This window comes from Microbacterium lemovicicum, assembly GCF_003991875.1.
Lineage (GTDB): Bacteria > Actinomycetota > Actinomycetes > Actinomycetales > Microbacteriaceae > Microbacterium > Microbacterium lemovicicum.
In genome coordinates, this window is record NZ_CP031423.1 from 470,232 (window position 1) to 492,878 (window position 22,647).

Consider the following 22,647-nt stretch of genomic DNA (forward strand, 5'->3'; position numbering starts at 1 on the left):
AATCGCATAGGAATGAGGCAGGAGTTACAACGAACCATCTGGGGAGATGGGCAGGGGGATGAGCAGGCGACACGTCGCGGATGGTCGCGACGCGGCGGCACGCCGTGCTCGGCGTCCACGCCGTGCGGGGCGCGTTCCGCGCACCCTCGCCGTCGCCCTGGCAGCGGTGCTGGCCGTGACGACCCTCCTCCCGTCGGCCGCCATCGCGGACGCCACGAACGCGCCGTCACCCTCTCCGAGCGCGGCGGCCGCCGAGACACCGGCGCCGACCGCGACCCCGACCCCCACGCCCGAGCCCGCTCCTGCACCCGCACCGACGCCGAGCGCCGCCGACCCGGTGACCGGCCCGGAGCCCGCTCCCACAGCGACGACGCCTGCGCCGGGTGACGACGCGGTCGACCCGCCCGTCGCAGACGATGCCGCCGACGAGCCGGTGGCCGCCGACCCGCTGGAGGGCGACGCGCCGGCGGACGATGCCTCGGAGGCAGGGGACGGCACTTCGGAGGCGCCCGACGCGACGGCGCCCGACCCGTCCGAGCCGCGTGCTCCGCCGCGTGTGGGGGCCCGTCTGCTCGCCGACATCGGCATCCTCGCGGCCGGCGTGCCCGATGACCCCGTCGAGGTGTGGACCGAGACCTTCGAGCAGGGGTTGAACACGACCACCCCGAGCGGACTCGCCGGGTACGCGGGCAGTCGCTACACATGGTCAACCGGATGGGCATCCGGAGCGAACTGCACGGGCGTGCTGGTCAACTACTCCGCACCGGTGGCGAACAGCGCATTCTGTCCGTACGTGACGATCATCGGCGGGGTCGGCGGAAACAACACGAGCGGACCGCGCGAGACGCGACGGATGGCGGATGTCCTGGGCCAGGTGGCGGCGGGAGTTGCTCCGGGCACATCTGGTGCTCCGGCCGTGGGATCCACGAACACGACGCGCGGCAACCATGCGCTGACCAATGCGCCCTCCGCCACCATCGCGGGCGGCAGCACGGTGCTGCAGTCGGCCGCCGGCATCACCGTGTCCGCTCCGTCGAGCAGGTATTACACGATGCGCCTGGACGCCGTCGGCGACGAGTGCGGCACGAACAACGCGAACCTCGTGCCCTCCCTCGTGTCGGGCGCCACCACGTTCTCGCCGTTCCCCGCCGCGATCGTCCCCTGCGCGGATGGCGGCTATTACGCCAGCACCCCCGCGCTGACGGCTCCCGGCGGCATCCTCGACCCGGCACTCACGGCCTCCACCCGCGCGGCGACCTACACCGGCATCGCTCCCGTCCTCATGACCCCGGCGCAGATCGCGGCCGCCCAGGTGCGGGTGACGAACTCCGGCACGTCGGCCTCCGGCAACGCCTTCGCCCTCGACAACCTCCGGGTGCTCGACGTCACCCCGGCGCTGGATGCGGCCTTCAGCCCGTCCCCGGCCACCGCGACCGTGCCGACCACGCTGACCTACACGATCACCAACCGCAGCGACCTTCTCGCGAAGCCGGACTGGGGCTTCTCCGCGTCCCTGCCGGCCGGCCTCGTGGTCGCGCCCACCCCATCGGTCGGCGGAACCTGCGTCAACGTGACCGGCACCGCCTTCGCGGTGACCGCGGCATCCGGCAGCTCCTCGATCACCGCGGTGGGCGGCGATCTCGCGGCCGGAGCCACGAGCTGCACGATCACCGTCAACGTCCTCGCCGCCGCCCCCGGCACGTACACCAGCGGAACCGTCACCGGCACGGGCCTCATCGCCTCGGCGGCCACCAGCGTGACCGTCGTGCCCCCGAGCACCCTCACGATCCGCAAGAACATCACGACGCGCACGGCGACCACCGACCAGTTCACCCTCTCGGTGCGCAGCGGCACCACGGTGCTCGGCACGGCCACGACGAGCGGCACCGCGAACGGCCTCCAGACAGCGCAGGCCGGGCCCGTGGTCGTCCAGCCCAACGGGGTGTACACGATCCACGAGACGATCACCTCCGGGGCGGGTCTCGGCTACGGGGCGACCTACGAGTGCCTGCGCGGCACGACCGTCGTGGCCGGGGGCAACTCGCCGGCGGGCAGCCTCACCATGCCGTCGGACCAGGGCGCCGAGGTCGTCTGCACCTTCACGAACACCCCGCAGGCCACGCGCCTGGCATGCGACGTCAACCACTACTACTCGGTGTCACCGGCCGGCGGGCTCGTGCAGGGCGACGCCGTCACCGGGGCCACCGCATCCGTCGGCACCTGGGGATCCGTGACGTCGGCCAACGCCCTCGGCGTCGGCTCGGGCGGAACGTCGGCCTACGCGATGGATCGCACGACCGACGGCACCGGCGTCACCTCGATCCTCAAGTGGACTCCGTCCGGGGGCTTCCAGACGCTCACCGGAACGGGCTACACGACGGTCGCCGGCGGCGCCACGATCGCGGGCAGCGTCGTCGCGGGAGCCGTCGAGCCCTCGACCGGTCGCTACCTCTTCGGCAAGTTCGTCAACTCGCAGTTCTACGTGTGGAGCTTCACCGAGTCGAACCCCACGAATCTCCGCTATTCGTTCCTGGGCTCCTTCCCGACCGGTGCGACGCCGAACGGCAACGGCGACATGGGCTTCGACGCGCGCGGCAACCTGTACGTGGTCGGCGCCTCGACGACCAACAACGTCTCGAGCGCGGCGATCTTCACGGTCACGGCCGAGAGCCTCGCCGCGGCCAACGGCACCACGCTCGCCGTCAACACCTCGACGACGAAGACGCTCGGCAACCTCGACGCGACCCCGGCCTACGGCAACGTGAACGGCATCGCCTTCTCACCGCGCGGCACGGTCTACCTCTCCAGCAGCACCAGCGTCTACGAGTTCGACGCCACGACGTGGACGAGGGTCGCGGGCACCCCCCGCGCGACGGTGGACTCGACGGATCTCGCGGGCTGCAGCTCGCCCGCGACCGCCACCGTCCTCAAGAACGTCGTCGGCCGGGCGGCGGCGGCCGACCAGTTCTCCCTGACACTCAACAACGACACGACGGTGGTCGCGACGGCGACCACCTCCGGATCGGCGACCGGCCGGCAGGCCGCGCAGATCGGTCCCGTTCCGGTGCCCATCGGCACGACGCTCACGTTCGGCGAGACGATGGCGGCGGGCTCCACGTCCGCACTGACCGCGTACACCTCGGTCTACGAGTGCTGGGCGGACGGGGTGCGGCTGAGCACGGGAGCGGCCGTGACCGGCGCGGTCACCATGCCCAATCGGCTGAGCGTGAACGTCGTCTGCACCTACTTCAACTCTCCGCGTCCGGCATCCACCATCACCGTCACCAAACAGGTGCTCGACCCGGCGACGGGAACGCCCCAGCCGGCCGCCGGCTGGACGCTGGGGGTGACCGGCAGCGCCACTGCGGGAACGGTGAGCGTCCTGCCGGGCGAGTCGTCGCAGCAGGTCACGAACGCCTCGGGCACGGCGACCTGGACGGCGCTGTTCGGCACGCTGGCGTCGCGGGCGACGCTCGTGGTCTCCGAGGTGCAGCAGACCGGTTTCGTCTTCGTCAGCGGCGCGTGCACCGTCAACGGCGCCACCGTCCCGACGACCTTCAGCACGGTGGGCTCGGTCATCAGCGCGAGTCTCACCAACATCGCCTCGGCCGCCACCGTGGCCTGCACGATCGTGAACCGCGCAGCGGCGACGCTGACCCTGGTGAAGCGGGTCGACTTCGGTTCGGCGCTGCCGACGGACTGGACCCTCACCGCCGGAGCCCCGGCAGGCGCGCTGCCCGGACCGACCGGACTGAGCGGAACGGCGGCGACGACGTCGGTCACCGTGACGCCGGGTGTCCCGTACCGGCTGTCCGAGTCGGGCGGCACCACGCTCTACGTGCAGAACGGCCCCTGGCAGTGCCTCACCTCGACGGGGAGTCCCGTCACCGTCAGCGGCGCCGGCGACGTCACGCTCGCGCAGGGTTCGCAGGTCACGTGCACGGTGGCCAACGCCACAGCGCGCATCACGCTGCTGGTGTCGGTCGTCGATCCGCGGCCGGGCTTCCAGGCGTCCACCTGGACGGTCACCGCCACCCCCGGCGCGTTCGCCGGCGGCACGCTGCCCACGGCCTCCCGACCGGGGACCGACCCCGCCGCGAATCAGTCGGCGGCTCTCATCGACGTCCGGCCGGGCCAGTCGTACACCCTGACCGAGGCGCCCGCCGCGGTCGGGAGCCGGCTCGCGTACGCCCAGCAGCTGCAGCGCCAGGTGGGCGCCGGATGGGTCGACGTCTCGTCGGCGACCATCACCGCCCCCGCCGCAGGGCAGACCGCGGTCTACCGCTTCGTCAACACCCGCGTGCAGCCGACCGTTCTCCCCCTCACCGGCGGACTCGGAGCCGACGGCTTCCTCTTCGCGGGCGGCGGGGTCCTCGCCCTCGCCCTCATCCTCGCCGTGCTCCACGGGCGACGCACCAGAAGGAGCACAGCGTGATCCCCCTTCCCTCCCTCCACGGCCCGCCCGGCCGAGGAGGCCCTCCGACCCTCGACCGAACCCCCATCCCCACCACACACACGAACACCTCTTCACGAACGGGAGCATCCCTCATGTCCACCTCATTCATCAGGCGCGCGAGTGCCGTCGTCGGCGTGCTCACGCTCGCCTTCGTCGGTGTCTTCGCCGCCGCCGTGCCCGCCACCGCGGTCACACTGCCCGGAAACATCGACCCCGATCAGGCCCGCAGCCTGACGGTGCACAAGTACGCGCTCGGCCCCGGAAACGGCGCCATCGCCGGCACCGGACAGGAGCTGCCGAGCACGGTCAACCTGGGCACGCCCCTCGCCGGCGCCGTCTTCACCGCCACTCTGGTCGCCGGTGTCGACCTCACCACCCCGGGCGGCTGGACGGTCGCGAACAGCCTCACCCCGCAGGCCGCCTCGACGCGGCTCACGGGCACGCCCTACACGTCGACGCCGTCTGCCGCCAACGGCACGGCGACCTTCCCGACCGGCATGCCGCTCGGCCTGTTCTACGTGCAGGAGACCGTGCTGCCCACGGCCGCCACCAACCCGACCGCGCCCTTCCTGGTCTCACTCCCGCTGCCGACCGGCCCCGTGGGAGCCCCGGCCAACCAGTGGATCTACGACGTGCACGTCTACCCGAAGAACGCCGTCACCGAACTGACGAAGACACGGGTGCCCGCACCGGCGAACTCGGCCGAGGCGCGCAACCCCGACCTCATCCGGTGGTCGATCGCGTCCAGCATCCCCACGCTCGCCGCGGGTGACTCGATCACGTCGTTCTCGCTCGCCGACACGATCCCGACCGATCTCGCCTTCGTCGCGACGCCGCCCACGGGTGTCGCGCCGACCACGGTGACGGTGGCCAATGCGGCCGGTGTGGCGCAGTCGTTCGCAGCGCCGGCCGACTACACGATCACCACGACCGGCTCCGCGTCGACCCTCACGTTCACGTCCTCCGGTCTCACGCGTCTCACCGCATTGCAGGGCGGCCTCGTGTCGTTCAACGTGCTGACGCGGGCCGTCTCGATCCCGCCGAACGGTCTGATCACCAACTCGGCGACCGCGACGATCAACGGCCTCACCGAGACGGTGACCGGCACCACGCCGATCGGCCAGCTCACCGTCCTGGCGTACGAGAGCACCAACGGAGGCGCGCGGACGCCGCTCGCCGGCGCGGTGTACCAGGTGTACCTGAACCAGAACGACGCGAACAACCAGCAGAACCCGGTGTCGATCAACGGCATCACCGACTGGACGACGGGCCCCAACGGCCTGGTGGCCATTCCGATCATCACGCCGGGCAACTACTACGTGCGTGAGGTCACCCCGCCGACGGGCTTCAACATCCCGCAGACCAACCCGGTGCAGACCGTGGTGGTCGCAGGACCGTCGTCGACGGTTCCGCCGATCCAGAACTACGTGGAGTTCAACCACACCCAGGTGTCCGCAGCGAACTTCCTGCTGCCGCTCACCGGTGGTGACGGGGCTCTCTGGTTCGGACTCGGCGGCGGCGCGCTGCTGCTGGTCGCGGTCGGCGCAGCCGTCGTCGTGGCCCGCCGTCGCGCGGCGATCGCCCACGCCGACGCCTAACCTGAAGAGATGACAGCGGAGACGGAGCGCCGGGCCGGCGCTCCGTCTTCGTCGTCTCCGGGCCGCAGCGCGCCGATGGGTCGGCGGGCGAGACGACGCGCCCGGCGCTGGCGGGTGCCGATCGCGGCCTGCGTCATCGCCCTGCTGTGCGTGCTGGGCAGCGCTCTGCTCATGTTCCCCTCGGTGGCCGCGTGGTTCAGCCAGTACGAGCAGTCCCAGCGGATCGACCAGTACACCGACGACGTCAAGGACCTCGGCGCCGACACGCTCCACGAGCGTGTGCGGGAGGCGCAGGCCTACAACCGCTCGCTCGTCGGCGGCGGCGCGGACATCGCCGCCAACGAACGCCTCCCCATCGCCGACAGGCCCGACCAGGGCGGCGGCTACGACGACCTCCTCCGCGCCGACGCCGACGGACTCATGGCCCGGCTCAAGATCCCCGCCATCGAGGTCGACCTCCCGATCTCCCACGGCACCAGCACGGCGGTGCTGGAGCACGGCGTCGGCCACCTCGAGGGCACCGCGCTGCCGGTGGGCGGGGCGTCCACCCACTCGGTGCTGACGGCCCATCGCGGTCTGGCCACGGCGGAGCTCTTCACCCACCTCGACCGCGTGCAGGTCGGCGACACCTTCACCATCGAGGTGTTCGGAGAAGTGCTCGTCTACGCGGTCACCGACACCCGGGTCGTCGACCCCGCCGACACGGAGTCCCTGCAGCCGGTGACGGGCGAGGACCTCGTGACGCTGGTGACCTGCACGCCGCTCGGCGTCAACAGCCACCGCATCCTCGTGACGGGGGAGCGCGTCATCCCGACGCCCGCGAAGGAGCTCGCGGAGGCCGGCGAGCGCCCGGAGATCCCCTCCTTCCCCTGGTGGATCGTGTGGATCGCGGGCGTGCTGGCGGTCGTGACCGTCTACATCTGGCTGTCGGGCCGCCCGCCGCGGGCGATCCGCAGAGCGACGGTCTCCGTTCCGGCCGCGTCGCGGACGGATGGCGGCGCGCCCGCCCCGGATGACGCAGGCCGCACGCGGCCCGACTCCGAGCCGGACGGCCCGCGGACGGATGCCCCTCAGCCCCCGGGATAGTGTGACCTGGTGACCCCCGCCGCACGCGTCCTCGGCATCCTGGCCATCCTGCTCGCGCTGGCGGCGACCGCGGTGCCGCTCGCCGCAGGGGCGCTGTTCGTCCTCGACGGAGAGGCGCCCTCCTTCGCGGATGCGGCGGTCGCCATCGGGGGAGCGCTCGCGCTCCTCGGGGTCGTGGCGGGCGCCGTCGGCGTGTTCCTCAGCCGGCCCCGGCCGTCGGCGGCTGCGGTCGCGGGGACGATGATCGCCGCGTTCGCGCTGCTCGGCTTCGTCGTCGCCTTCGTCATCACGACCCTCTGAACCGCCCGATCCCGCCCGCCGCCGCTCGGCGTTCCCCCAGCACCCCCGTCGGTAGGATCGCCGCATGGTGAACGCGGCGGATGAGACGAGCGCACGTCGGTCCGGCCGCTCGGCGGGGGAGCGTCGGCGTCGCTGGCCCTGGGTCCTCGGGGGAGTGCTCGGCGTCTTCGTCGCCGGCGCCGTCGTGGTCGGCGTGCTGGGCACGGTGCTCGCCCGCGAGGCCTTCGAGGTGCGCGACGACCTCGTGGCCGCCCGCGCGAGCATCGAGACGCTCGGCGACGCCGTGAAGGCGAAGGATGCCGCGGCGATCCAGACCTCGGCCGACGAGCTCACCGCACGCACGTCCGGGGCCGCGGACATCGTCGCGGGACCCCTCTGGGACCTGGCGGCGGCGGTGCCCCAGGTCGGGGCGAACATCGACGCGGTCCAGCGCGTCACCCTGTCGGCGAAGACGCTCGTGGACGGCGCGCTCGACCCCGGCCTGCAGATCATGTCGGCGATCAACGTGGAGAACCTCGCCCTCGAGGGCGGCGGCATCGACCTCGAGCCGTTCCGCGGCGCCGCGGGCTCGCTGCCCGCCATCGCCGACGCGTTCGCCGCGGCGAAGGCCCAGACCGACCCGATCGACGTGGACGCCCTGCTTCCCGCGGTCGCGGAGCCGGTGTCGCAGGTGCGCGCCGTCATCGATCAGACCGCGCCGACGCTCGACGTCGTCAACCGATACCTGCCGACGCTGCTGGGCATGGCGGGCGCGGACGGTCCGCGCACCTACCTGCTCGTGTTCCAGAACAACGCCGAGATCCGGGCGACCGGCGGCAATCCCGCCGCGAGCATCATCATGACCGTCGACGACGGCCGCTTCGCCCTTGCGGATCAGACGAGCTCGGCCACCTTCAAGGCCACGGGCACCGCGGGCGTGACCTTCACGACGCTTCCGCCCGAGACGCTCTCGCTCTACCCGGAGACCCTGACCCGCTACTCGCAGGACTACTCCATGACGCCCGACTTCCCGACGACGGCGCAGCTGTTCCAGGATCTCTTCAACGCCAGCTACGGGGATCGCTTCGACGGGGTCATCTCGATCGATCCGGTCGTGCTGTCCAACATGCTCGCGGTCGCCGGGCCGGTCACCGTGGACGGCGAGGAGATCAACGCCGACAACGCCGTGCGACTCCTGCTGAGCGACGCCTACGAGCGCTACCCGCGCGGCACCGACTCCGACGTCTTCTTCGCCGCCGTCTCGCAGGCTGTGTTCGAGCACCTCACCGCAGGGAAGTGGGATCCGGCGAAGATGCTCGACGCGCTGACCGAGTCCGCGCGTCAGCAGCGCGTGTACCTCGCCTTCACCGACCCGACCGCGCAGGCCCTCGCCGTGGAGCTCAACGTCGACGGCGCCCTGCCGGAGGACACCGCGAAGACCACCCAGTTGGGCATCTACCTGAACGACTGGGGCGTCGGCAAGATCGAGTACCACCTCGCCACGGTCATGGACGCGCGCTGCGACGCAGACGCCCGCACGATGAGCGTCAGCCAGACGATGACCAACTCGATCCCCGACAGCATCCAGAGCCGCTACACCCTGACCGCGAAGGCCGGTTGGTACGGACTGCCGAACACGACGATGCTCATCGACACCCTCTTCTTCGCGCCGCCCGGAGCCACCATCGTGTCCGTCGACCCCGGCGACGGGGACGTCCCCGGACTCGACCGCGCCGGCACCGAGAAGGGCAGCACCGCCGTGAGCAAGCTCGTGGCGCTCGCCCAGGACGAGACGCGCACCGTGTCATACACGGTGCAGTTCCCCGCGGGTGAGCTCGGCCCGCTCGACCTGCGGCACACGCCGACCGCCTCGGCGACGCCGGTCAACATCGACGCGTCCTGCGCGGCGATGTTCCCCTCCTCCTGACCCGCTCACCCGATCGATCGACGGCCGCGCACTGTCGCCCGTCGCGCGAGCCGGGCATGATGGCAGGAGACGCCCACCGGGGGCCGGAAGGAGTTGTTATGGGTATCGAGGATCTCGTCAACCAGGGCAAGCAGTTCCTGGACCAGAACAAGGACAAGATCGACGGAGCGCTCAAGAGCGACAAGGCCGAGGAGGTCAGCGACAAGGTGCTGGACGCCGCCGCCGAGTTCGTCAAGAAGGTCGCTCCCGACAGCGTCGACGAGAAGGTCGACGGCGTCCGCGACAGCATCGACAAGTCGATCGGCAACCAGTAGCCCACTCCGACCGTTCGGACGACCCGGGAGCGCAGGCTCCCGGGTCGTTCCGCGTCCGGGGGAGTGCCTGTCGCGGATGTCGCGACACGCCCGAGTTTGCGACACGCCCGGGGTGCACGTAGACTAACGAGGTTCCACATTCCGGTGGTCCTTGTGCTGTACAAGCGCGAGAGCGACCGGTCACTGTCAGGGCAGTGCATAGGCGGCGCGTAGCGCAGGGTCCTAGGCCGCGGGCAGCAGAACGACACATCCACACTCCCATCCCCTTCGCCGGGGAAGCGCACGCGTGCGCGGGAGGGGGAGCCGGATGCCGCGGCATCCGGTTTGACATGAGAACAGCGGTGCAGCAGCGCCCGTGAGAACGGGCCGAAGTGCCATGGCGCGAGAGCGCCACCGTGCGTCCAATGCCCCTGGGACCTCCAGGACGGTAAGACGCGAGAAAGAGAGTGAGCAGACAATGGCGGGACAGAAGATCCGCATTCGCCTGAAGTCGTACGACCACGAAGTCATCGACTCGTCGGCGCGCAAGATCGTCGACACCGTGACCCGTGCGGGCGCGACGGTCGTGGGCCCCGTGCCCCTTCCGACCGAGAAGAACGTGATCGCCGTGATCCGTTCCCCCCACAAGTACAAGGACAGCCGCGAGCACTTCGAGATGCGCACCCACAAGCGCCTCATCGACATCATCGACCCGACGCCCAAGGCCGTCGACTCGCTGATGCGTCTCGACCTCCCGGCCGACGTCAACATCGAGATCAAGCTCTGAGGATCGACATGGCCGACATCAACTCCAAGATTTCCAAGGGACTGCTGGGCACCAAGCTCGGCATGACCCAGGTCTGGAACGAGCAGGGCAAGCTCGTCCCCGTCACCGTCATCGAGATCGCGCCGAACCTGGTCACCCAGGTGCGCACGCCCGAGAAGGACGGCTACAACGCCGTTCAGATCGCGTACGGCCAGATCGACCCCCGCAAGGTGAACAAGCCGCAGACGGCCCACTTCGAGGCCGCCGGTGTGACCCCGCGTCGCCACCTCACGGAGATCCGCACCGCGGATGCTGCTGACTACTCACTCGGTCAGGAGCTCACCGTGGACGGCGTCTTCGAGGCCGGCCAGCTGGTCGACGTCGTCGGCACCAGCAAGGGCAAGGGCTTCGCCGGTGTCATGAAGCGTCACAACTTCAAGGGTGTCTCCGCTTCGCACGGTTCGCACCGCAACCACCGCAAGCCCGGCTCCATCGGCGCGTCCTCGACCCCGAGCCGCGTCTTCAAGGGCATGCGCATGGCCGGCCGTATGGGTGGCGAGCGCGTGACCGTCCTCAACCTCACGGTGCACGCCGTCGACGCCGAGAGGGGTCTGCTGCTCGTCAAGGGCGCCGTCCCCGGCGCGCGCGGCCGCATCGTCTACGTCCGCAACGCAGTGAAGGGTGCCTGAACTCATGGCTGACTCGACCCTCGCGCTCGACGTCCTGAAGGCCGACGGCCAGAAGGTCGGCTCCGTGGAGCTGCCCGCCGCCATCTTCGACGTCAAGACGAACATCCCCCTCATCCACCAGGTCGTCGTCGCGCAGCGCGCGGCGGCTCGCCAGGGAACCCACTCGACCAAGCGTCGCGGTGAGGTCTCGGGCGCCGGCCGCAAGCCCTTCAAGCAGAAGGGCACCGGTAACGCCCGTCAGGGCTCGATCCGTGCGCCGCACATGACCGGCGGTGGCATCGTCCACGGGCCCAAGCCGCGCGACTACTCGCAGCGCACGCCCAAGAAGATGATCTCGGCAGCGCTCCTCGGTGCGCTGAGCGACCGCGCCCGCGGCTCGCGCCTGCACGTCGTGGACTCGTTCGCGATCGAGGGTGCGCCCTCGACCCGCGCCGCGGCCACCGTGCTGGCAGCGCTGGCGCCGACCAAGAACGTGCTGGTCATCATCGCCCGCGATGACGACCTCAGCGCGCTGAGCGTCCGCAACCTCGCGTACGTGCACGTGCTGTACTCCGACCAGCTGAACGCCTACGACGTGCTCGTCTCCGACGACATCGTCTTCACCAAGCCCGCCTTCGACGCGTTCGTCGCATCCAAGGCCGGCGCGTCGACCGAGCTCGACACGAGCTCCGAGGAGGTCTCGGCATGACCGGCATCGACAAGGACCCGCGCGACATCATCCTGAAGCCGGTCGTCTCCGAGAAGAGCTACGGGCTCATCGACGAGGGCAAGTACACGTTCCTCGTGGACCCCCGCGCCTCGAAGACCGAGATCAAGCTCGCCATCGAGAAGATCTTCGGCGTCAAGGTCGCGTCGGTGAACACCATCAACCGCGTGGGCAAGACCCGTCGCACCCGCTTCGGCACCGGCAAGCGCAAGGACACCAAGCGCGCCATCGTGAGCCTGAAGTCGGGCACCATCGACATCTTCACGGCAGTCGGCTGACGGTCGGGATAGAGGACTAGAGAACATGGCTATTCGCAAGTACAAGCCCACGACCCCGGGTCGCCGCGGCTCGTCGGTGGCAGACTTCGCCGAGATCACCCGATCGACGCCGGAGAAGTCGCTGCTGCGCCCGCTCGCCAAGACCGGTGGTCGCAACAACCAGGGCCGCATCACCACCCGCCACATCGGCGGCGGTCACAAGCGCCAGTACCGTCTCATCGACTTCCGTCGCAACGACAAGGACGGCATCGACGCGAAGGTCGCTCACATCGAGTACGACCCGAACCGCACCGCGCGCATCGCGCTGCTGCACTACGCGGACGGCGAGAAGCGCTACATCATCGCGCCGAACAAGCTGTCGCAGGGTGACGTGGTCGAGTCCGGCGCCGGTGCCGACATCAAGCCCGGCAACAATCTGCCGCTGCGCAACATCCCCACCGGTACGGTCATCCACGCCATCGAGCTCCGCCCCGGCGGCGGCGCGAAGATGGCCCGGTCGGCGGGCACCTCCGTGCGCCTCGTCGCCAAGGACGGCCCCTACGCCCAGCTGCGTCTGCCCTCGGGCGAGATCCGCAACGTCGATGCGCGCTGCCGCGCGACCATCGGCGAGGTCGGCAACGCCGAGCAGTCGAACATCAACTGGGGCAAGGCCGGCCGCAACCGCTGGAAGGGCATCCGCCCGACCGTCCGCGGTGTCGCGATGAACCCGGTCGACCACCCCCACGGTGGTGGTGAGGGCAAGACCTCCGGTGGTCGTCACCCCGTTTCCCCTTGGGGCCAGGCTGAGGGTCGCACCCGCCACGCCAACAAGGAGAGCGACAAGTACATCGTCCGCCGTCGCAATGCCGGCAAGAAGCGCAAGTAGGAGTAGAGGAAGATGCCTCGCAGCCTTAAGAAGGGCCCCTTCGTCGACGAGCACCTGCTTCGCAAGGTCGTCGTCCAGAACGAAGCCGGTTCCAAGAACGTCATCAAGACCTGGTCCCGTCGCTCGATGATCGTGCCGGCCATGCTCGGCCACACGATCGCCGTGCACGACGGTCGCAAGCACATCCCCGTGTTCGTGACCGAGACCATGGTCGGTCACAAACTGGGCGAATTCGCGCCCACCCGCACCTTCCGCGGCCACGTGAAGGACGACAAGAAGGGCCGTCGCCGCTGACGCGGCGGCAGAGGAGAGAGAAATGGTGGAGTCCATCGCACGCGTGCGACACATCCGCGTGACCCCTCAGAAGGCTCGTCGTGTCGTTGCGCTCATCAAGGGGAAGCAGGCCGAAGAGGCCCTCGCCATCCTGAAGTTCGCGCCGCAGAGCGCGAGCGAGCCGATCTACAAGCTCGTGGCAGCAGCCATGGCGAACGCCCGCGTCACCGCGGACAAGACGAACGAGTTCCTGGATGACCAGGACCTCTACGTCAAGAACGCCTACGTGGACGAGGGCACGACGCTCAAGCGTTTCCAGCCCCGCGCCCAGGGTCGCGCATTCCAGATCAAGAAGCGCACGAGCCACATCACGGTCGTGCTCGCAACCCCCGAGGTCGCCGACGCGGCCCCGGCCGCCCAGAAGAAGGCGAGCAAGTAATGGGCCAGAAGGTAAACCCGTACGGCTTCCGCCTCGGCATCACCACCGACCACGTGTCGCGCTGGTTCTCCGACTCGACGAAGCCCGGACAGCGCTACGCCGACTACGTCGCCGAGGACATCCGTATCCGCAAGCTGCTGCAGTCGAACCTCGACCGCGCCGGCGTCAGCAACATCGAGATCGAGCGCACGCGTGACCGCGTCCGCGTCGACATCCACACCGCCCGCCCGGGCATCGTGATCGGTCGCCGCGGCGCCGAGGCCGAGCGCATCCGCGCCGACCTCGAGAAGCTCACCGGCAAGCAGATCCAGCTGAACATCCTCGAGGTCAAGAACCCCGAGGCCGACGCTCAGCTCGTCGCTCAGGGTGTCGCCGAGCAGCTCTCCGCACGTGTGGCCTTCCGCCGCGCGATGCGCAAGGGTCTGCAGGGTGCGCAGCGCGCCGGCGCCAAGGGCGTCCGCATCCAGGTCTCCGGCCGCCTCGGCGGCGCCGAGATGAGCCGCTCGGAGTTCTACCGCGAGGGTCGCGTGCCGCTGCACACGCTCCGCGCGAACATCGACTACGGCTTCTACGAGGCGAAGACCACCTTCGGCCGCATCGGTGTGAAGGTCTGGATCTACAAGGGCGACCTCACCAACAAGGAGCTCGCTCGCGAGCAGGCCAACGCACCGAAGGCTCCCCGTGGTCGTGACGACCGCGGTGGCGACCGTCGTCGTGGTCCCCGCAACGATGCCCCCGTGGCAGAAGGAGCGTCGGCGTAATGCTCATCCCCCGCAAGGTCAAGTACCGCAAGCAGCACCACCCGGGTCGCTCGGGCCAGGCCACCGGTGGCACCAAGGTGTCGTTCGGTGAGTTCGGCATCCAGGCGCTCACGCCCGCTTACGTGACCAACCGTCAGATCGAGTCCGCTCGTATCGCCATGACGCGTCACATCAAGCGCGGTGGAAAGGTGTGGATCAACATCTACCCCGACCGTCCGCTCACCAAGAAGCCCGCTGAGACCCGCATGGGTTCCGGTAAGGGTTCGCCGGAGTGGTGGGTCGCCAACGTCAAGCCGGGTCGCGTCCTGTTCGAGGTCGCCGGTGTCAACGAGGAGCTCGCTCGCGAGGCCCTGACCCGTGCCATTCACAAGCTGCCGCTCAAGGCACGCATCATCAAGCGCGAGGAGGGCGACGCGTAATGGCGATCGGCACCAAGCAGCTCGCTCCGAGCGAGCTCGACACGTTCGAAGACCAGCGCCTCGTCGAGGAGCTGCGCAAGGCCAAGGAAGAGCTGTTCAACCTGCGCTTCCAGTCGGCCACCGGCCAGCTCGAGAGCCACGGCCGCATCCGCGCCGTGAAGCGCGACATCGCGCGGCTCTACACCGTCATCCGTGAGCGCGAGCTCGGCATCCGTGCCACGCCCGCTCCCGTGGAGGCGGCGACCAAGGCGAAGAAGACGAAGGCCAAGAAGGCGGATGCCGCCGACGAGGCCGTGAAGGAAGAGGCCGAGTGATGGCTGAGACCACTGAGAAGAAGGCCGCCCCCAAGAAGGCGGCCCCCAAGAAGACCGCTGCCGCCGAGGTCGAGACCCCCGTGGTCGAGGTCGCCGGACACGAGGGCGCCGAGCACGACGTGCGCGACGCCGATGCCCGCGGCTACCGCAAGTCGCGTCGCGGCTACGTCGTGAGCGACAAGATGGACAAGACGATCGTCGTCGAGGTCGAGGACCGCGTGAAGCACCCCCTCTACGGCAAGGTCATCCGTCGCACCTCCAAGGTGAAGGCGCACGACGAGGCCAACGCGGCCGGCATCGGCGACCTGGTCCTCATCAACGAGACCCGTCCGCTGAGCGCCACCAAGCGCTGGCGCCTGGTCGAGATCCTCGAGAAGGCCAAGTAGGCCTCCGGCCCGCTTGGAACCCAAGGAGTAAAAAGTGATCCAGCAGGAATCCCGCGTCAAGGTCGCGGACAACACCGGTGCGAAGGAGCTGCTCACCATCCGTGTGCTCGGCGGCTCGCAGCGTCGGTACGCCGGTCTGGGCGACACCATCGTCGCCACCGTCAAGGACGCGATCCCGGGCGGCAACGTCAAGAAGGGCGATGTGGTCAAGGCCGTCATCGTCCGCACCGTCAAGGAGACCCGTCGTCCCGACGGCTCGTACATCAAGTTCGACGAGAACGCCGCCGTCATCCTGAAGAGCGACGGGGAGCCTCGCGGCACCCGCATCTTCGGGCCGGTCGGTCGTGAGCTTCGTGACAAGAAGTTCATGAAGATCGTCTCGCTCGCACCGGAGGTCATCTGATCATGGCGAAGATCAAGAAGGGCGACCTGGTTCAGGTCATCTCGGGCGCCAAGCCCGAGCGCGGCGGAGACCGCGGCAAGCAGGGCAAGGTCCTCGAGGTCCTCGTCGAGCAGAACCGCGTGATCGTCGAAGGCGTGAACTACGTCACGAAGCACAACCGCGTCGGCCAGACCCAGCGCGGCACCAAGACGGGCGGCATCGAGACCTTCGAGGCCCCCATCCACATCTCCAACGTCGCCGTCGTCGACCCCTCGACCAAGAAGCCGACCCGCGTCGGCCGCCGGGTCGAGGAGCAGGTCAAGGACGGCGTCAAGCGCACCGTCCGCGTGCGCTTCGCGAAGAAGTCAGGCAAGGACCTCTGATGAGCACCGCAACTGCCGCGCAGACTGGCAAGACCCAGCCGCGCCTCAAGCAGAAGTACAACACCGAGATCAAGAAGGCCCTGCAGGAGGAGTTCGGCTACGCGAACGTCATGCAGACGCCCGGCCTGGTCAAGGTCGTCGTGAACACCGGCGTCGGCGAGGCGGCTCGTGACAGCAAGGTGATCGATGGCGCGGTCGACGACCTCACCAAGATCACCGGCCAGAAGCCGATCGTGACGAAGGCCCGCAAGTCCATCGCCCAGTTCAAGCTGCGCGAGGGCCAGGCCATCGGCGCGCACGTCACCCTCCGCGGTGACCGTGCGTGGGAGTTCATCGACCGTCTCGTCTCGCTGGCCCTGCCCCGCATCCGCGACTTCCGCGGTCTGTCGGGCGCCCAGTTCGACGGCAACGGCAACTACACGTTCGGCCTGCAGGAGCAGTCGGTCTTCCACGAGATCGACCAGGACAAGATCGATCGCGTCCGCGGCTTCGACATCACCGTCGTCACCACCGCGAAGACGGATGCCGAGGGCCGGGCGCTGCTGCGTCACCTGGGCTTCCCGTTCCGCACCGAGGACAACCAGTCCTGAAACCATCTGGTCCCGGGCCTTCCGGGACCACCACCACAGGTCGACGCCCGCGTAACGGGCGCCGAAACCTGGTGAACGAAGGAAAAAACCCATGACAATGACAGACCCGGTCGCAGACATGCTGACCCGTCTGCGCAATGCGAACTCGGCGCACCACGACTCCGTCGCGCTGCCGAGCTCCAAGCTCAAGACCCACATCGCCGAGATCCTCAAGCAGGAGGGCTACATCTCGGAGTGGAACGTCGAGGACGCCCGCGTCGGACAGACGCTGACCCTCACGCTCAAGTACGGCCCGAACCGCGAGCGGTCGATCGCCGGCATCAAGCGCGTCTCCAAGCCCGGCCTGCGCGTCTACGCACGCTCGACCGAGATCCCCACCGTCCTCGGTGGCCTCGGCGTGGCCATCCTGTCCACCTCCTCCGGTCTCCTCACGGACCGTCAGGCCGAGCAGAAGGGCGTGGGCGGAGAAGTTCTCGCCTACGTGTGGTGACCCCCGCATGTCTCGTATCGGACGTCTTCCCATCGACATCCCCGCCGAGGTGACCATCACGGTCGACGGCCAGGCTGTCAACGTCAAGGGCCCCAAGGGCGAGCTGACGCTCACCGTGGCGCGCCCCATCGAGGTGCGCCTCGAGGAGAACCAGATCCTGGTCTCCCGCCCCGACGACGAGCGCGAGTCGCGTTCGCTGCACGGCCTGACCCGCACGCTGATCAGCAACAACATCGTGGGCGTCACCCAGGGCTACACCAAGGGCCTCGAGGTCGTCGGCACCGGTTACCGCGTCGCTCAGAAGGGCGGCTCGATCGAGTTCGCCCTCGGCTTCTCGCACCCCGTGCTCGTCGAGCCCCCGGCGGGCATCACGCTCACGGTCGAGGGCAACAACAAGGTGACCGTCAGCGGCATCGACAAGCAGGCCGTCGGCGAGGCGGCCGCCAACATCCGCAAGATCCGCAAGCCCGAGCCGTACAAGGGCAAGGGTGTGCGGTACGCCGGCGAGGTCGTTCGGCGCAAGGCCGGAAAGAGCGGTAAGTAATCATGGCTATCAAGACCAAGTCCGACGCCCGCGCGCGTCGTCACGCCCGCCTTCGCAAGAAGGTCATCGGCACCCCCGAGCGTCCGCGCCTGGTGGTCAACCGCTCCGCCCGCCACATCTTCGTGCAGCTGGTCGACGACAGCAAGGGTCACACCGTGGCCTCCGCGTCGACGATGGAGGCAGACCTCCGCACGTTCGAGGGTGACAAGACGGCCAAGGCGCGCAAGGTCGGCGAGCTCGTCGCCGATCGCGCGAAGGCCGCCGGCGTCGTGGACGTCGTCTTCGACCGCGGTGGCAACCGCTACGCCGGTCGCGTCGCCGCCATCGCGGACGGCGCCCGTGAGGGAGGCCTGAACCTGTGAGTGACAACAAGGAGAACACCGTGACCGAGCAGCCCGTCGCTGCCGCCACCACCGAGGCTCCGGCCGAGGTCGTCGCCGAGCGCGAGCCCCGCCGGGGCGGGCGCGAGCGCAACCCCAACCGCGACCGCGGTGGACGCGACCGCGAGCAGAGCCAGTTCCTGGAGCGCGTGGTCACCATCAACCGCGTGTCCAAGGTCGTCAAGGGCGGTCGCCGCTTCAGCTTCACGGCGCTCGTCGTCGTGGGCGACGGCAACGGCGTCGTCGGCGTCGGATACGGAAAGGCCCGCGAGGTGCCCCTGGCCATCTCGAAGGGTGTCGAAGAGGCCAAGCGCAACTTCTTCCGCGTCCCGCGCGTCGGCGTCACCATCCCGCACCCCGTGCAGGGTGAGGCCGCCGCCGGCGTGGTGCTGCTGCGTCCGGCGTCCGCCGGTACCGGCGTCATCGCCGGTGGGCCGGTCCGCGCCGTGCTCGAGTGCGCTGGCATCCACGATGTCCTGTCCAAGTCGCTGGGCTCGTCGAACACGATCAACATCGTGCACGCGACGGTCGCCGCGCTGAAGCAGCTCGAGGAGCCTCGTGCGGTCGCCGCCCGTCGCGGACTCGAGTTCGACCAGGTCGCCCCCGCGCGTCTGGTCCGTGCCGAGGCCGACGCCCTGGCCGGCTCGAAGGCAGGTGCCTGATGGCTGCCCGTCTGAAAGTGACCCAGGTGAAGTCCAAGGTGAGCGAGAAGCAGAACCAGCGCGACACGCTGCGTTCGCTCGGTCTGAAGCGGATCGGCGACTCCGTCGTCCGTCCCGACGACGCGCAGACGCGCGGCTACGTCAAGACCGTCGCGCACCTCGTCAAGGTTGAGGAGATCGACTGATGGCTGAGAAGGCCGAGAAGAACGACGCCGTCGAGGCGGAGACCGTGAAGGCCCCCGCCAAGAAGACGGCCAAGGCAGCCGACAAGCCGGCCGCCGCCAAGAAGGCGCCTGCCGCGTCGTCCGCGAAGGCTGCGGCGAACGCGTCCGAGAAGGGTGCCCCCAAGGCCGCCAAGAAGGCGGATGCCCCGGCATCCCGCCCCGGCGTCCTCAAGGTCCACCACCTCCGTCCCGTCCCCGGGTCCAACACCGCCAAGACCCGCGTGGGTCGCGGTGAGGGCTCCAAGGGAAAGACGGCCGGTCGTGGCACCAAGGGCCAGAAGGCCCGCTACCAGGTCAAGGTCGGCTTCGAGGGTGGGCAGATGCCGCTGCACATGCGCACCCCGAAGCTCCGCGGGTTCAAGAACCCGTTCCGGGTGGAGTACCAGGTCGTCAACCTCGACAAGCTCTCCGAGCTGTACCCCGCCGGCGGAGAGGTCACCATCAGCGACCTCGTCGCCAAGGGCGCGGTGCGCAAGAACGAGAAGGTCAAGGTGCTGGGCACCGGCGACATCGCCGTGAAGCTCGACGTCTCCGTGGACAAGGTCTCCGGCTCCGCCGAGCAGAAGATCGTCGCCGCGGGCGGCACCGTCAAGTAGTTCCTCGCAGCAGGGGCCGGAGCATCGCTCCGGCCCCTGCTGGGTTACCCTGGATGCGGTGCGCCTCGGGCGTTCCGGCATCCCTTCTGGAGGCAGCCTCTTGTTCAGCGCCATCGCGCGGGTCTTCCGCACACCTGATCTGCGGCGGAAGATCGCATTCACCCTGGCGATCATCGCCATCTACCGTCTCGGTGCGCACGTGCCGTCTCCGTTCGTGGACTTCCCGAACGTGCAGTCGTGCCTCGCAGCGAGCTCCGGGACCGAGGGTCTCCTGTCCCTCGTCAACCTCTTCTCGGGCGGCGCGCTCCTGCAGCTGTCCATTTTCGCGCTCGGCGTGATGCCGTACATCACGGCCACGATCATCGTGCAGCTGCTGCGCGTCGTGATCCCGCACTTCGAGACGCTGTACAAGGAGGGCCAGGCCGGTCAGGCCCGGCTCACCCAGTACACCCGCTACCTCACGATCGCGCTGGCGCTGCTGCAGTCCACGACGCTGGTCACGGTCGCACGCAGCGGACAGCTGTTCGGCAACACCGGCATCCCCGAGTGCACGAACCTCCTCACGAACGACGTGTGGTGGGCGCAGCTGCTCATGATCATCACGATGACCGCCGGCACCGGCCTCATCATGTGGTTCGCCGAGCTCGTCACGGAGAAGGGCATCGGCAACGGCATGTCGATCCTGATCTTCACGTCGATCGCCGCCGCGTTCCCCGCGTCGATGTGGGCCATCGCCCAGACCAAGGGCTTCGAGACCTTCCTGCTGGTCCTCGCCGTCGGCATCCTTGTCGTCGCCCTCGTGGTGTTCGTCGAGCAGTCGCAGCGGCGCGTGCCGGTGCAGTACGCCAAGCGCATGGTCGGACGCCGCACCTACGGCGGCACGAACACCTACATCCCGATCAAGGTCAACATGGCCGGCGTCGTGCCCGTCATCTTCGCCTCGTCGCTGCTGTACATCCCCGCCCTCATCGCGCAGTTCAACCAGCCGCAGGCCGGTCAGACCGCGCCGGACTGGGTGGTGTGGATCACGAACTACCTCACCAAGGGCGATCACCCGCTGTACATGGTGCTGTACTTCCTCCTCATCGTCGGCTTCACCTACTTCTACGTCGCGATCACCTTCAACCCCGTCGAGGTCGCCGACAACATGAAGAAGTACGGCGGGTTCATCCCCGGCATCCGTGCCGGTCGGCCGACGGCCGAGTACCTCGACTACGTCCTCACGCGCATCACGCTGCCGGGCTCGATCTACCTCGGCCTCATCGCGCTCCTGCCGCTCATCGCCCTGGCCACGGTCGGCGCCAACCAGAACTTCCCGTTCGGCGGCGCCTCGATTCTGATCATCGTCGGTGTCGGACTCGAGACGGTCAAGCAGATCGACGCGCAGCTCCAGCAGCGCCACTACGAAGGACTCCTGCGATGACGGCGCGTCTGCTGATCGTCGGCCCGCAGGGCTCCGGCAAGGGCACCCAGGGCGTCCGCGTCGCGGACAGCTTCGGCGTCCCGGCCATCTCCACCGGCGACATGTTCCGCGCCGCCGTCGCGGGGGGATCCGAGCTCGGCACCCAGGTGCGCGAGATCATCCAGGCCGGCAACCTCGTGCCCGACCAGCTCACCAGCAAGGTGGTGCAGGAGAGGCTGTCGCAGGATGACGCGGCTCAGGGCTTCCTCCTCGACGGCTACCCGCGCAACCTCGGCCAGGTCGAAGACCTCGACGCCTTCCTCGCGTCGCGCGACGAGCAGCTCGACGCTGTGCTCGAGCTCGTCGTTCCGCGCGACGAGAGCATCTCGCGCCTCACGCGCCGCGCGCAGGAGCAGGGTCGCACCGACGACACCGAAGAGGTCATCGCCAACCGTCTCGCGATCTACGAGCGCGAGACGGCGCCCATCCTCGAGGTCTACTCCGCCCGTGGAGTCGTCGACACCATCGACGGCGTCGGCACGCTGGACGAGATCACCGATCGCATCGTCGCGGCGCTGCAGGCGCGCGGACTGACGCGTCCGGCCGCCGTCTGACGTGGCCTCGCTCCGTCGATCGATCTACAAGTCGCCCGCCCAGCTGCGGGCGATGGTGGAGCCGGGTCTCATCACGGCCGCGGCGCTCCGCGCCGCCCGCGAGCTCATCGTGCCGGGAAGGACGACAGCGGAACTGGATGCCGCGGCATCCGCCGTCATCGTCGCCCGCGGCGCGAAGTCGAACTTCCAGATGGTGCGCGGCTACAGCCACACCGTCTGCACCTCGGTGAACGAGCAGGTGGTGCACGGCATCCCCGGACCGCGGGTGCTCCAGCCCGGCGACATCGTCTCCGTCGACGCGGGCGCGGAGTACCAGGGCTGGAACGGCGACTCTGCCCTCACCGTGGTGATCCCCGATGACGCGCGCCCTGACGTCGTCGCCGAGCGCGTCGAGCTCTCGCGGGTGACCGAGGGGTCGCTCTGGGCAGGCATCGCCGCCCTGGCGACCGCGCGTCGGCTCGGCGAGGTGGGTGCGGCCATCCAGGGCTACATCGAGGACTCCGGGCACGACTACGGCATCCTCCGGGAGTACGTCGGTCACGGCATCGGCCGCAAGATGCACGAGGCGCCGTCGATCTTCAACTACCGCACGTCCGACCTCGGCCCCGAGGTGCGTCCCGGGCTCGCGGTCGCGATCGAGCCCATGGTCGTCATCGGCGACCAGGCCACTCTCGTCGAGGACGACGACTGGACGGTCTCCACGGTGGACGGCACAGCCGGCTCACACTGGGAGCACAGCGTGGCCGTGCACGATAACGGTATCTGGGTGCTCACCGCGCCCGACGGTGGAGCAGCGGGTCTGGCGCCTTTCGGCGTGGTCCCGACTGCCATTCAGTAGAAGGCGG

General features: G+C 69.2%; 29 protein-coding genes. All 29 read left to right on the plus strand.

All coding sequences use genetic code 11. The features are described 5' to 3' along the window. Nucleotides 1–58: 58 nt before the first annotated feature. The 29 genes from CVS47_RS02145 (at nt 59) to map (ending at nt 22,640) form a co-directional block, all read left to right on the plus strand. Nucleotides 59–4,435 carry a beta strand repeat-containing protein gene (locus CVS47_RS02145; protein WP_127094612.1) on the plus strand — a complete coding sequence of 1,459 codons (4,377 nt, stop codon included), beginning with the start codon at nt 59–61 and terminating at the stop codon, nt 4,433–4,435. Nucleotides 4,436–4,548: 113 nt separating this feature from the next. After that, a complete protein-coding gene (locus CVS47_RS02150) occupies nt 4,549–6,054 on the plus strand; it encodes a SpaH/EbpB family LPXTG-anchored major pilin (protein ID WP_127094613.1) in 1,506 nt (501 codons plus the stop codon). A gap of 9 nt (nt 6,055–6,063) precedes the next feature. Continuing rightward, nucleotides 6,064–7,140: a class C sortase gene (locus CVS47_RS02155; RefSeq protein ID WP_241240245.1), complete on the plus strand. Its 1,077-nt coding sequence runs from the start codon at nt 6,064–6,066 to the stop codon at nt 7,138–7,140. Nucleotides 7,141–7,149: 9 nt separating this feature from the next. Then, entirely contained in the window at nt 7,150–7,440 is a 291-nt protein-coding gene (locus CVS47_RS02160; protein WP_127094614.1) for a hypothetical protein, read from the plus strand. A 64-nt stretch (nt 7,441–7,504) separates the two neighbouring features. After that, complete coding sequence (locus CVS47_RS02165) at nt 7,505–9,346, plus strand: DUF4012 domain-containing protein (RefSeq protein WP_127094615.1); 1,842 nt, start codon at nt 7,505–7,507, stop codon at nt 9,344–9,346. A gap of 98 nt (nt 9,347–9,444) precedes the next feature. Continuing rightward, complete coding sequence (locus CVS47_RS02170) at nt 9,445–9,660, plus strand: Rv0909 family putative TA system antitoxin (protein WP_127094616.1); 216 nt, start codon at nt 9,445–9,447, stop codon at nt 9,658–9,660. A 457-nt stretch (nt 9,661–10,117) separates the two neighbouring features. After that, a complete protein-coding gene (gene rpsJ / locus CVS47_RS02175; RefSeq protein WP_018171443.1) occupies nt 10,118–10,426 on the plus strand; it encodes a 30S ribosomal protein S10 in 309 nt (102 codons plus the stop codon). 8 nt (nt 10,427–10,434) lie between these two features. Further along, nucleotides 10,435–11,094: a 50S ribosomal protein L3 gene (gene rplC / locus CVS47_RS02180; RefSeq protein WP_127094617.1), complete on the plus strand. Its 660-nt coding sequence runs from the start codon at nt 10,435–10,437 to the stop codon at nt 11,092–11,094. A 4-nt stretch (nt 11,095–11,098) separates the two neighbouring features. Next, the gene (rplD, locus tag CVS47_RS02185; RefSeq protein ID WP_127094618.1) at nt 11,099–11,782 is read left to right on the plus strand and encodes a 50S ribosomal protein L4; all 684 of its coding nucleotides are present in this window, start codon (nt 11,099–11,101) and stop codon (nt 11,780–11,782) included. Beyond that, complete coding sequence (gene rplW, locus CVS47_RS02190) at nt 11,779–12,078, plus strand: 50S ribosomal protein L23 (protein WP_127094619.1); 300 nt, start codon at nt 11,779–11,781, stop codon at nt 12,076–12,078. Before rplD ends, rplW begins: the two co-directional genes overlap by 4 nt. 25 nt (nt 12,079–12,103) lie before the next feature. Beyond that, on the plus strand, nt 12,104–12,943 hold the full coding sequence (rplB, locus tag CVS47_RS02195; protein WP_127094620.1) for a 50S ribosomal protein L2: 840 nt from the start codon (nt 12,104–12,106) through the stop codon (nt 12,941–12,943). Between the two features lie 12 nt (nt 12,944–12,955). Continuing rightward, nucleotides 12,956–13,237, plus strand: coding sequence for a 30S ribosomal protein S19 (rpsS, locus tag CVS47_RS02200; protein WP_019181724.1), 282 nt, complete (start codon nt 12,956–12,958; stop codon nt 13,235–13,237). Between the two features lie 22 nt (nt 13,238–13,259). Further along, entirely contained in the window at nt 13,260–13,655 is a 396-nt protein-coding gene (gene rplV / locus CVS47_RS02205; RefSeq protein WP_127094621.1) for a 50S ribosomal protein L22, read from the plus strand. Next, entirely contained in the window at nt 13,655–14,416 is a 762-nt protein-coding gene (gene rpsC, locus CVS47_RS02210; protein ID WP_127094622.1) for a 30S ribosomal protein S3, read from the plus strand. Before rplV ends, rpsC begins: the two co-directional genes overlap by 1 nt. Next, on the plus strand, nt 14,416–14,835 hold the full coding sequence (gene rplP / locus CVS47_RS02215) for a 50S ribosomal protein L16 (RefSeq protein WP_018171451.1): 420 nt from the start codon (nt 14,416–14,418) through the stop codon (nt 14,833–14,835). Before rpsC ends, rplP begins: the two co-directional genes overlap by 1 nt. Next, the gene (gene rpmC, locus CVS47_RS16990) at nt 14,835–15,149 is read left to right on the plus strand and encodes a 50S ribosomal protein L29 (protein WP_127094623.1); all 315 of its coding nucleotides are present in this window, start codon (nt 14,835–14,837) and stop codon (nt 15,147–15,149) included. Before rplP ends, rpmC begins: the two co-directional genes overlap by 1 nt. Then, nucleotides 15,149–15,535 (plus strand): 30S ribosomal protein S17, encoded by a 387-nt coding sequence (gene rpsQ / locus CVS47_RS16995; RefSeq protein WP_277600958.1) that lies wholly within the window; start codon nt 15,149–15,151, stop codon nt 15,533–15,535. The genes rpmC and rpsQ overlap by 1 nt, the downstream gene beginning before the upstream one ends. 34 nt (nt 15,536–15,569) lie before the next feature. Continuing rightward, the gene (rplN, locus tag CVS47_RS02230; RefSeq protein WP_127094624.1) at nt 15,570–15,938 is read left to right on the plus strand and encodes a 50S ribosomal protein L14; all 369 of its coding nucleotides are present in this window, start codon (nt 15,570–15,572) and stop codon (nt 15,936–15,938) included. Between the two features lie 2 nt (nt 15,939–15,940). Then, nucleotides 15,941–16,300, plus strand: a complete 360-nt coding sequence (gene rplX / locus CVS47_RS02235; protein ID WP_127094625.1) for a 50S ribosomal protein L24 — start codon at nt 15,941–15,943, stop codon at nt 16,298–16,300. Then, entirely contained in the window at nt 16,300–16,890 is a 591-nt protein-coding gene (rplE, locus tag CVS47_RS02240; protein ID WP_127094626.1) for a 50S ribosomal protein L5, read from the plus strand. Before rplX ends, rplE begins: the two co-directional genes overlap by 1 nt. A 91-nt stretch (nt 16,891–16,981) precedes the next feature. Continuing rightward, nucleotides 16,982–17,380, plus strand: a complete 399-nt coding sequence (gene rpsH, locus CVS47_RS02245; protein WP_127094627.1) for a 30S ribosomal protein S8 — start codon at nt 16,982–16,984, stop codon at nt 17,378–17,380. Between the two features lie 7 nt (nt 17,381–17,387). Beyond that, nucleotides 17,388–17,924, plus strand: a complete 537-nt coding sequence (gene rplF, locus CVS47_RS02250; protein ID WP_127094628.1) for a 50S ribosomal protein L6 — start codon at nt 17,388–17,390, stop codon at nt 17,922–17,924. Nucleotides 17,925–17,926: 2 nt separating this feature from the next. Further along, nucleotides 17,927–18,286: a 50S ribosomal protein L18 gene (rplR, locus tag CVS47_RS02255; protein WP_127094629.1), complete on the plus strand. Its 360-nt coding sequence runs from the start codon at nt 17,927–17,929 to the stop codon at nt 18,284–18,286. Next, on the plus strand, nt 18,283–18,966 hold the full coding sequence (gene rpsE, locus CVS47_RS02260; protein WP_127094630.1) for a 30S ribosomal protein S5: 684 nt from the start codon (nt 18,283–18,285) through the stop codon (nt 18,964–18,966). Before rplR ends, rpsE begins: the two co-directional genes overlap by 4 nt. After that, entirely contained in the window at nt 18,966–19,151 is a 186-nt protein-coding gene (gene rpmD / locus CVS47_RS02265; RefSeq protein ID WP_023954062.1) for a 50S ribosomal protein L30, read from the plus strand. Before rpsE ends, rpmD begins: the two co-directional genes overlap by 1 nt. Further along, nucleotides 19,151–19,786 (plus strand): 50S ribosomal protein L15, encoded by a 636-nt coding sequence (gene rplO, locus CVS47_RS02270; protein ID WP_127094631.1) that lies wholly within the window; start codon nt 19,151–19,153, stop codon nt 19,784–19,786. Before rpmD ends, rplO begins: the two co-directional genes overlap by 1 nt. Nucleotides 19,787–19,886: 100 nt before the next feature. Continuing rightward, nucleotides 19,887–21,209, plus strand: a complete 1,323-nt coding sequence (secY, locus tag CVS47_RS02275; RefSeq protein WP_127094632.1) for a preprotein translocase subunit SecY — start codon at nt 19,887–19,889, stop codon at nt 21,207–21,209. Continuing rightward, nucleotides 21,206–21,802: an adenylate kinase gene (locus tag CVS47_RS02280; protein ID WP_127094633.1), complete on the plus strand. Its 597-nt coding sequence runs from the start codon at nt 21,206–21,208 to the stop codon at nt 21,800–21,802. Before secY ends, CVS47_RS02280 begins: the two co-directional genes overlap by 4 nt. Nucleotide 21,803: 1 nt before the next feature. Beyond that, the gene (gene map / locus CVS47_RS02285; RefSeq protein WP_127094634.1) at nt 21,804–22,640 is read left to right on the plus strand and encodes a type I methionyl aminopeptidase; all 837 of its coding nucleotides are present in this window, start codon (nt 21,804–21,806) and stop codon (nt 22,638–22,640) included. Nucleotides 22,641–22,647 lie beyond the last annotated feature (7 nt).

Bases quoted from the DNA above. Each gene is read 5' to 3' on its own strand.
- CVS47_RS02145 (WP_127094612.1), top strand. From the start codon at position 59: ATGAGCAGGCGACACGTCGCGGATGGTCGCGACGCGGCGGCACGCCGT.
- CVS47_RS02150 (WP_127094613.1), top strand. From the start codon at position 4,549: ATGTCCACCTCATTCATCAGGCGCGCGAGTGCCGTCGTCGGCGTGCTC.
- CVS47_RS02155 (WP_241240245.1), top strand. From the start codon at position 6,064: ATGACAGCGGAGACGGAGCGCCGGGCCGGCGCTCCGTCTTCGTCGTCT.
- CVS47_RS02165 (WP_127094615.1), top strand. From the start codon at position 7,505: ATGGTGAACGCGGCGGATGAGACGAGCGCACGTCGGTCCGGCCGCTCG.
- CVS47_RS02170 (WP_127094616.1), top strand. From the start codon at position 9,445: ATGGGTATCGAGGATCTCGTCAACCAGGGCAAGCAGTTCCTGGACCAG.
- rpsJ (WP_018171443.1), top strand. From the start codon at position 10,118: ATGGCGGGACAGAAGATCCGCATTCGCCTGAAGTCGTACGACCACGAA.
- rplC (WP_127094617.1), top strand. From the start codon at position 10,435: ATGGCCGACATCAACTCCAAGATTTCCAAGGGACTGCTGGGCACCAAG.
- rplD (WP_127094618.1), top strand. From the start codon at position 11,099: ATGGCTGACTCGACCCTCGCGCTCGACGTCCTGAAGGCCGACGGCCAG.
- rplW (WP_127094619.1), top strand. From the start codon at position 11,779: ATGACCGGCATCGACAAGGACCCGCGCGACATCATCCTGAAGCCGGTC.
- rplB (WP_127094620.1), top strand. From the start codon at position 12,104: ATGGCTATTCGCAAGTACAAGCCCACGACCCCGGGTCGCCGCGGCTCG.
- rpsS (WP_019181724.1), top strand. From the start codon at position 12,956: ATGCCTCGCAGCCTTAAGAAGGGCCCCTTCGTCGACGAGCACCTGCTT.
- rplV (WP_127094621.1), top strand. From the start codon at position 13,260: ATGGTGGAGTCCATCGCACGCGTGCGACACATCCGCGTGACCCCTCAG.
- rpsC (WP_127094622.1), top strand. From the start codon at position 13,655: ATGGGCCAGAAGGTAAACCCGTACGGCTTCCGCCTCGGCATCACCACC.
- rplP (WP_018171451.1), top strand. From the start codon at position 14,416: ATGCTCATCCCCCGCAAGGTCAAGTACCGCAAGCAGCACCACCCGGGT.
- rpmC (WP_127094623.1), top strand. From the start codon at position 14,835: ATGGCGATCGGCACCAAGCAGCTCGCTCCGAGCGAGCTCGACACGTTC.
- rpsQ (WP_277600958.1), top strand. From the start codon at position 15,149: ATGGCTGAGACCACTGAGAAGAAGGCCGCCCCCAAGAAGGCGGCCCCC.
- rplX (WP_127094625.1), top strand. From the start codon at position 15,941: ATGGCGAAGATCAAGAAGGGCGACCTGGTTCAGGTCATCTCGGGCGCC.
- rplE (WP_127094626.1), top strand. From the start codon at position 16,300: ATGAGCACCGCAACTGCCGCGCAGACTGGCAAGACCCAGCCGCGCCTC.
- rpsH (WP_127094627.1), top strand. From the start codon at position 16,982: ATGACAATGACAGACCCGGTCGCAGACATGCTGACCCGTCTGCGCAAT.
- rplF (WP_127094628.1), top strand. From the start codon at position 17,388: ATGTCTCGTATCGGACGTCTTCCCATCGACATCCCCGCCGAGGTGACC.
- rplR (WP_127094629.1), top strand. From the start codon at position 17,927: ATGGCTATCAAGACCAAGTCCGACGCCCGCGCGCGTCGTCACGCCCGC.
- rpmD (WP_023954062.1), top strand. From the start codon at position 18,966: ATGGCTGCCCGTCTGAAAGTGACCCAGGTGAAGTCCAAGGTGAGCGAG.
- rplO (WP_127094631.1), top strand. From the start codon at position 19,151: ATGGCTGAGAAGGCCGAGAAGAACGACGCCGTCGAGGCGGAGACCGTG.
- CVS47_RS02280 (WP_127094633.1), top strand. From the start codon at position 21,206: ATGACGGCGCGTCTGCTGATCGTCGGCCCGCAGGGCTCCGGCAAGGGC.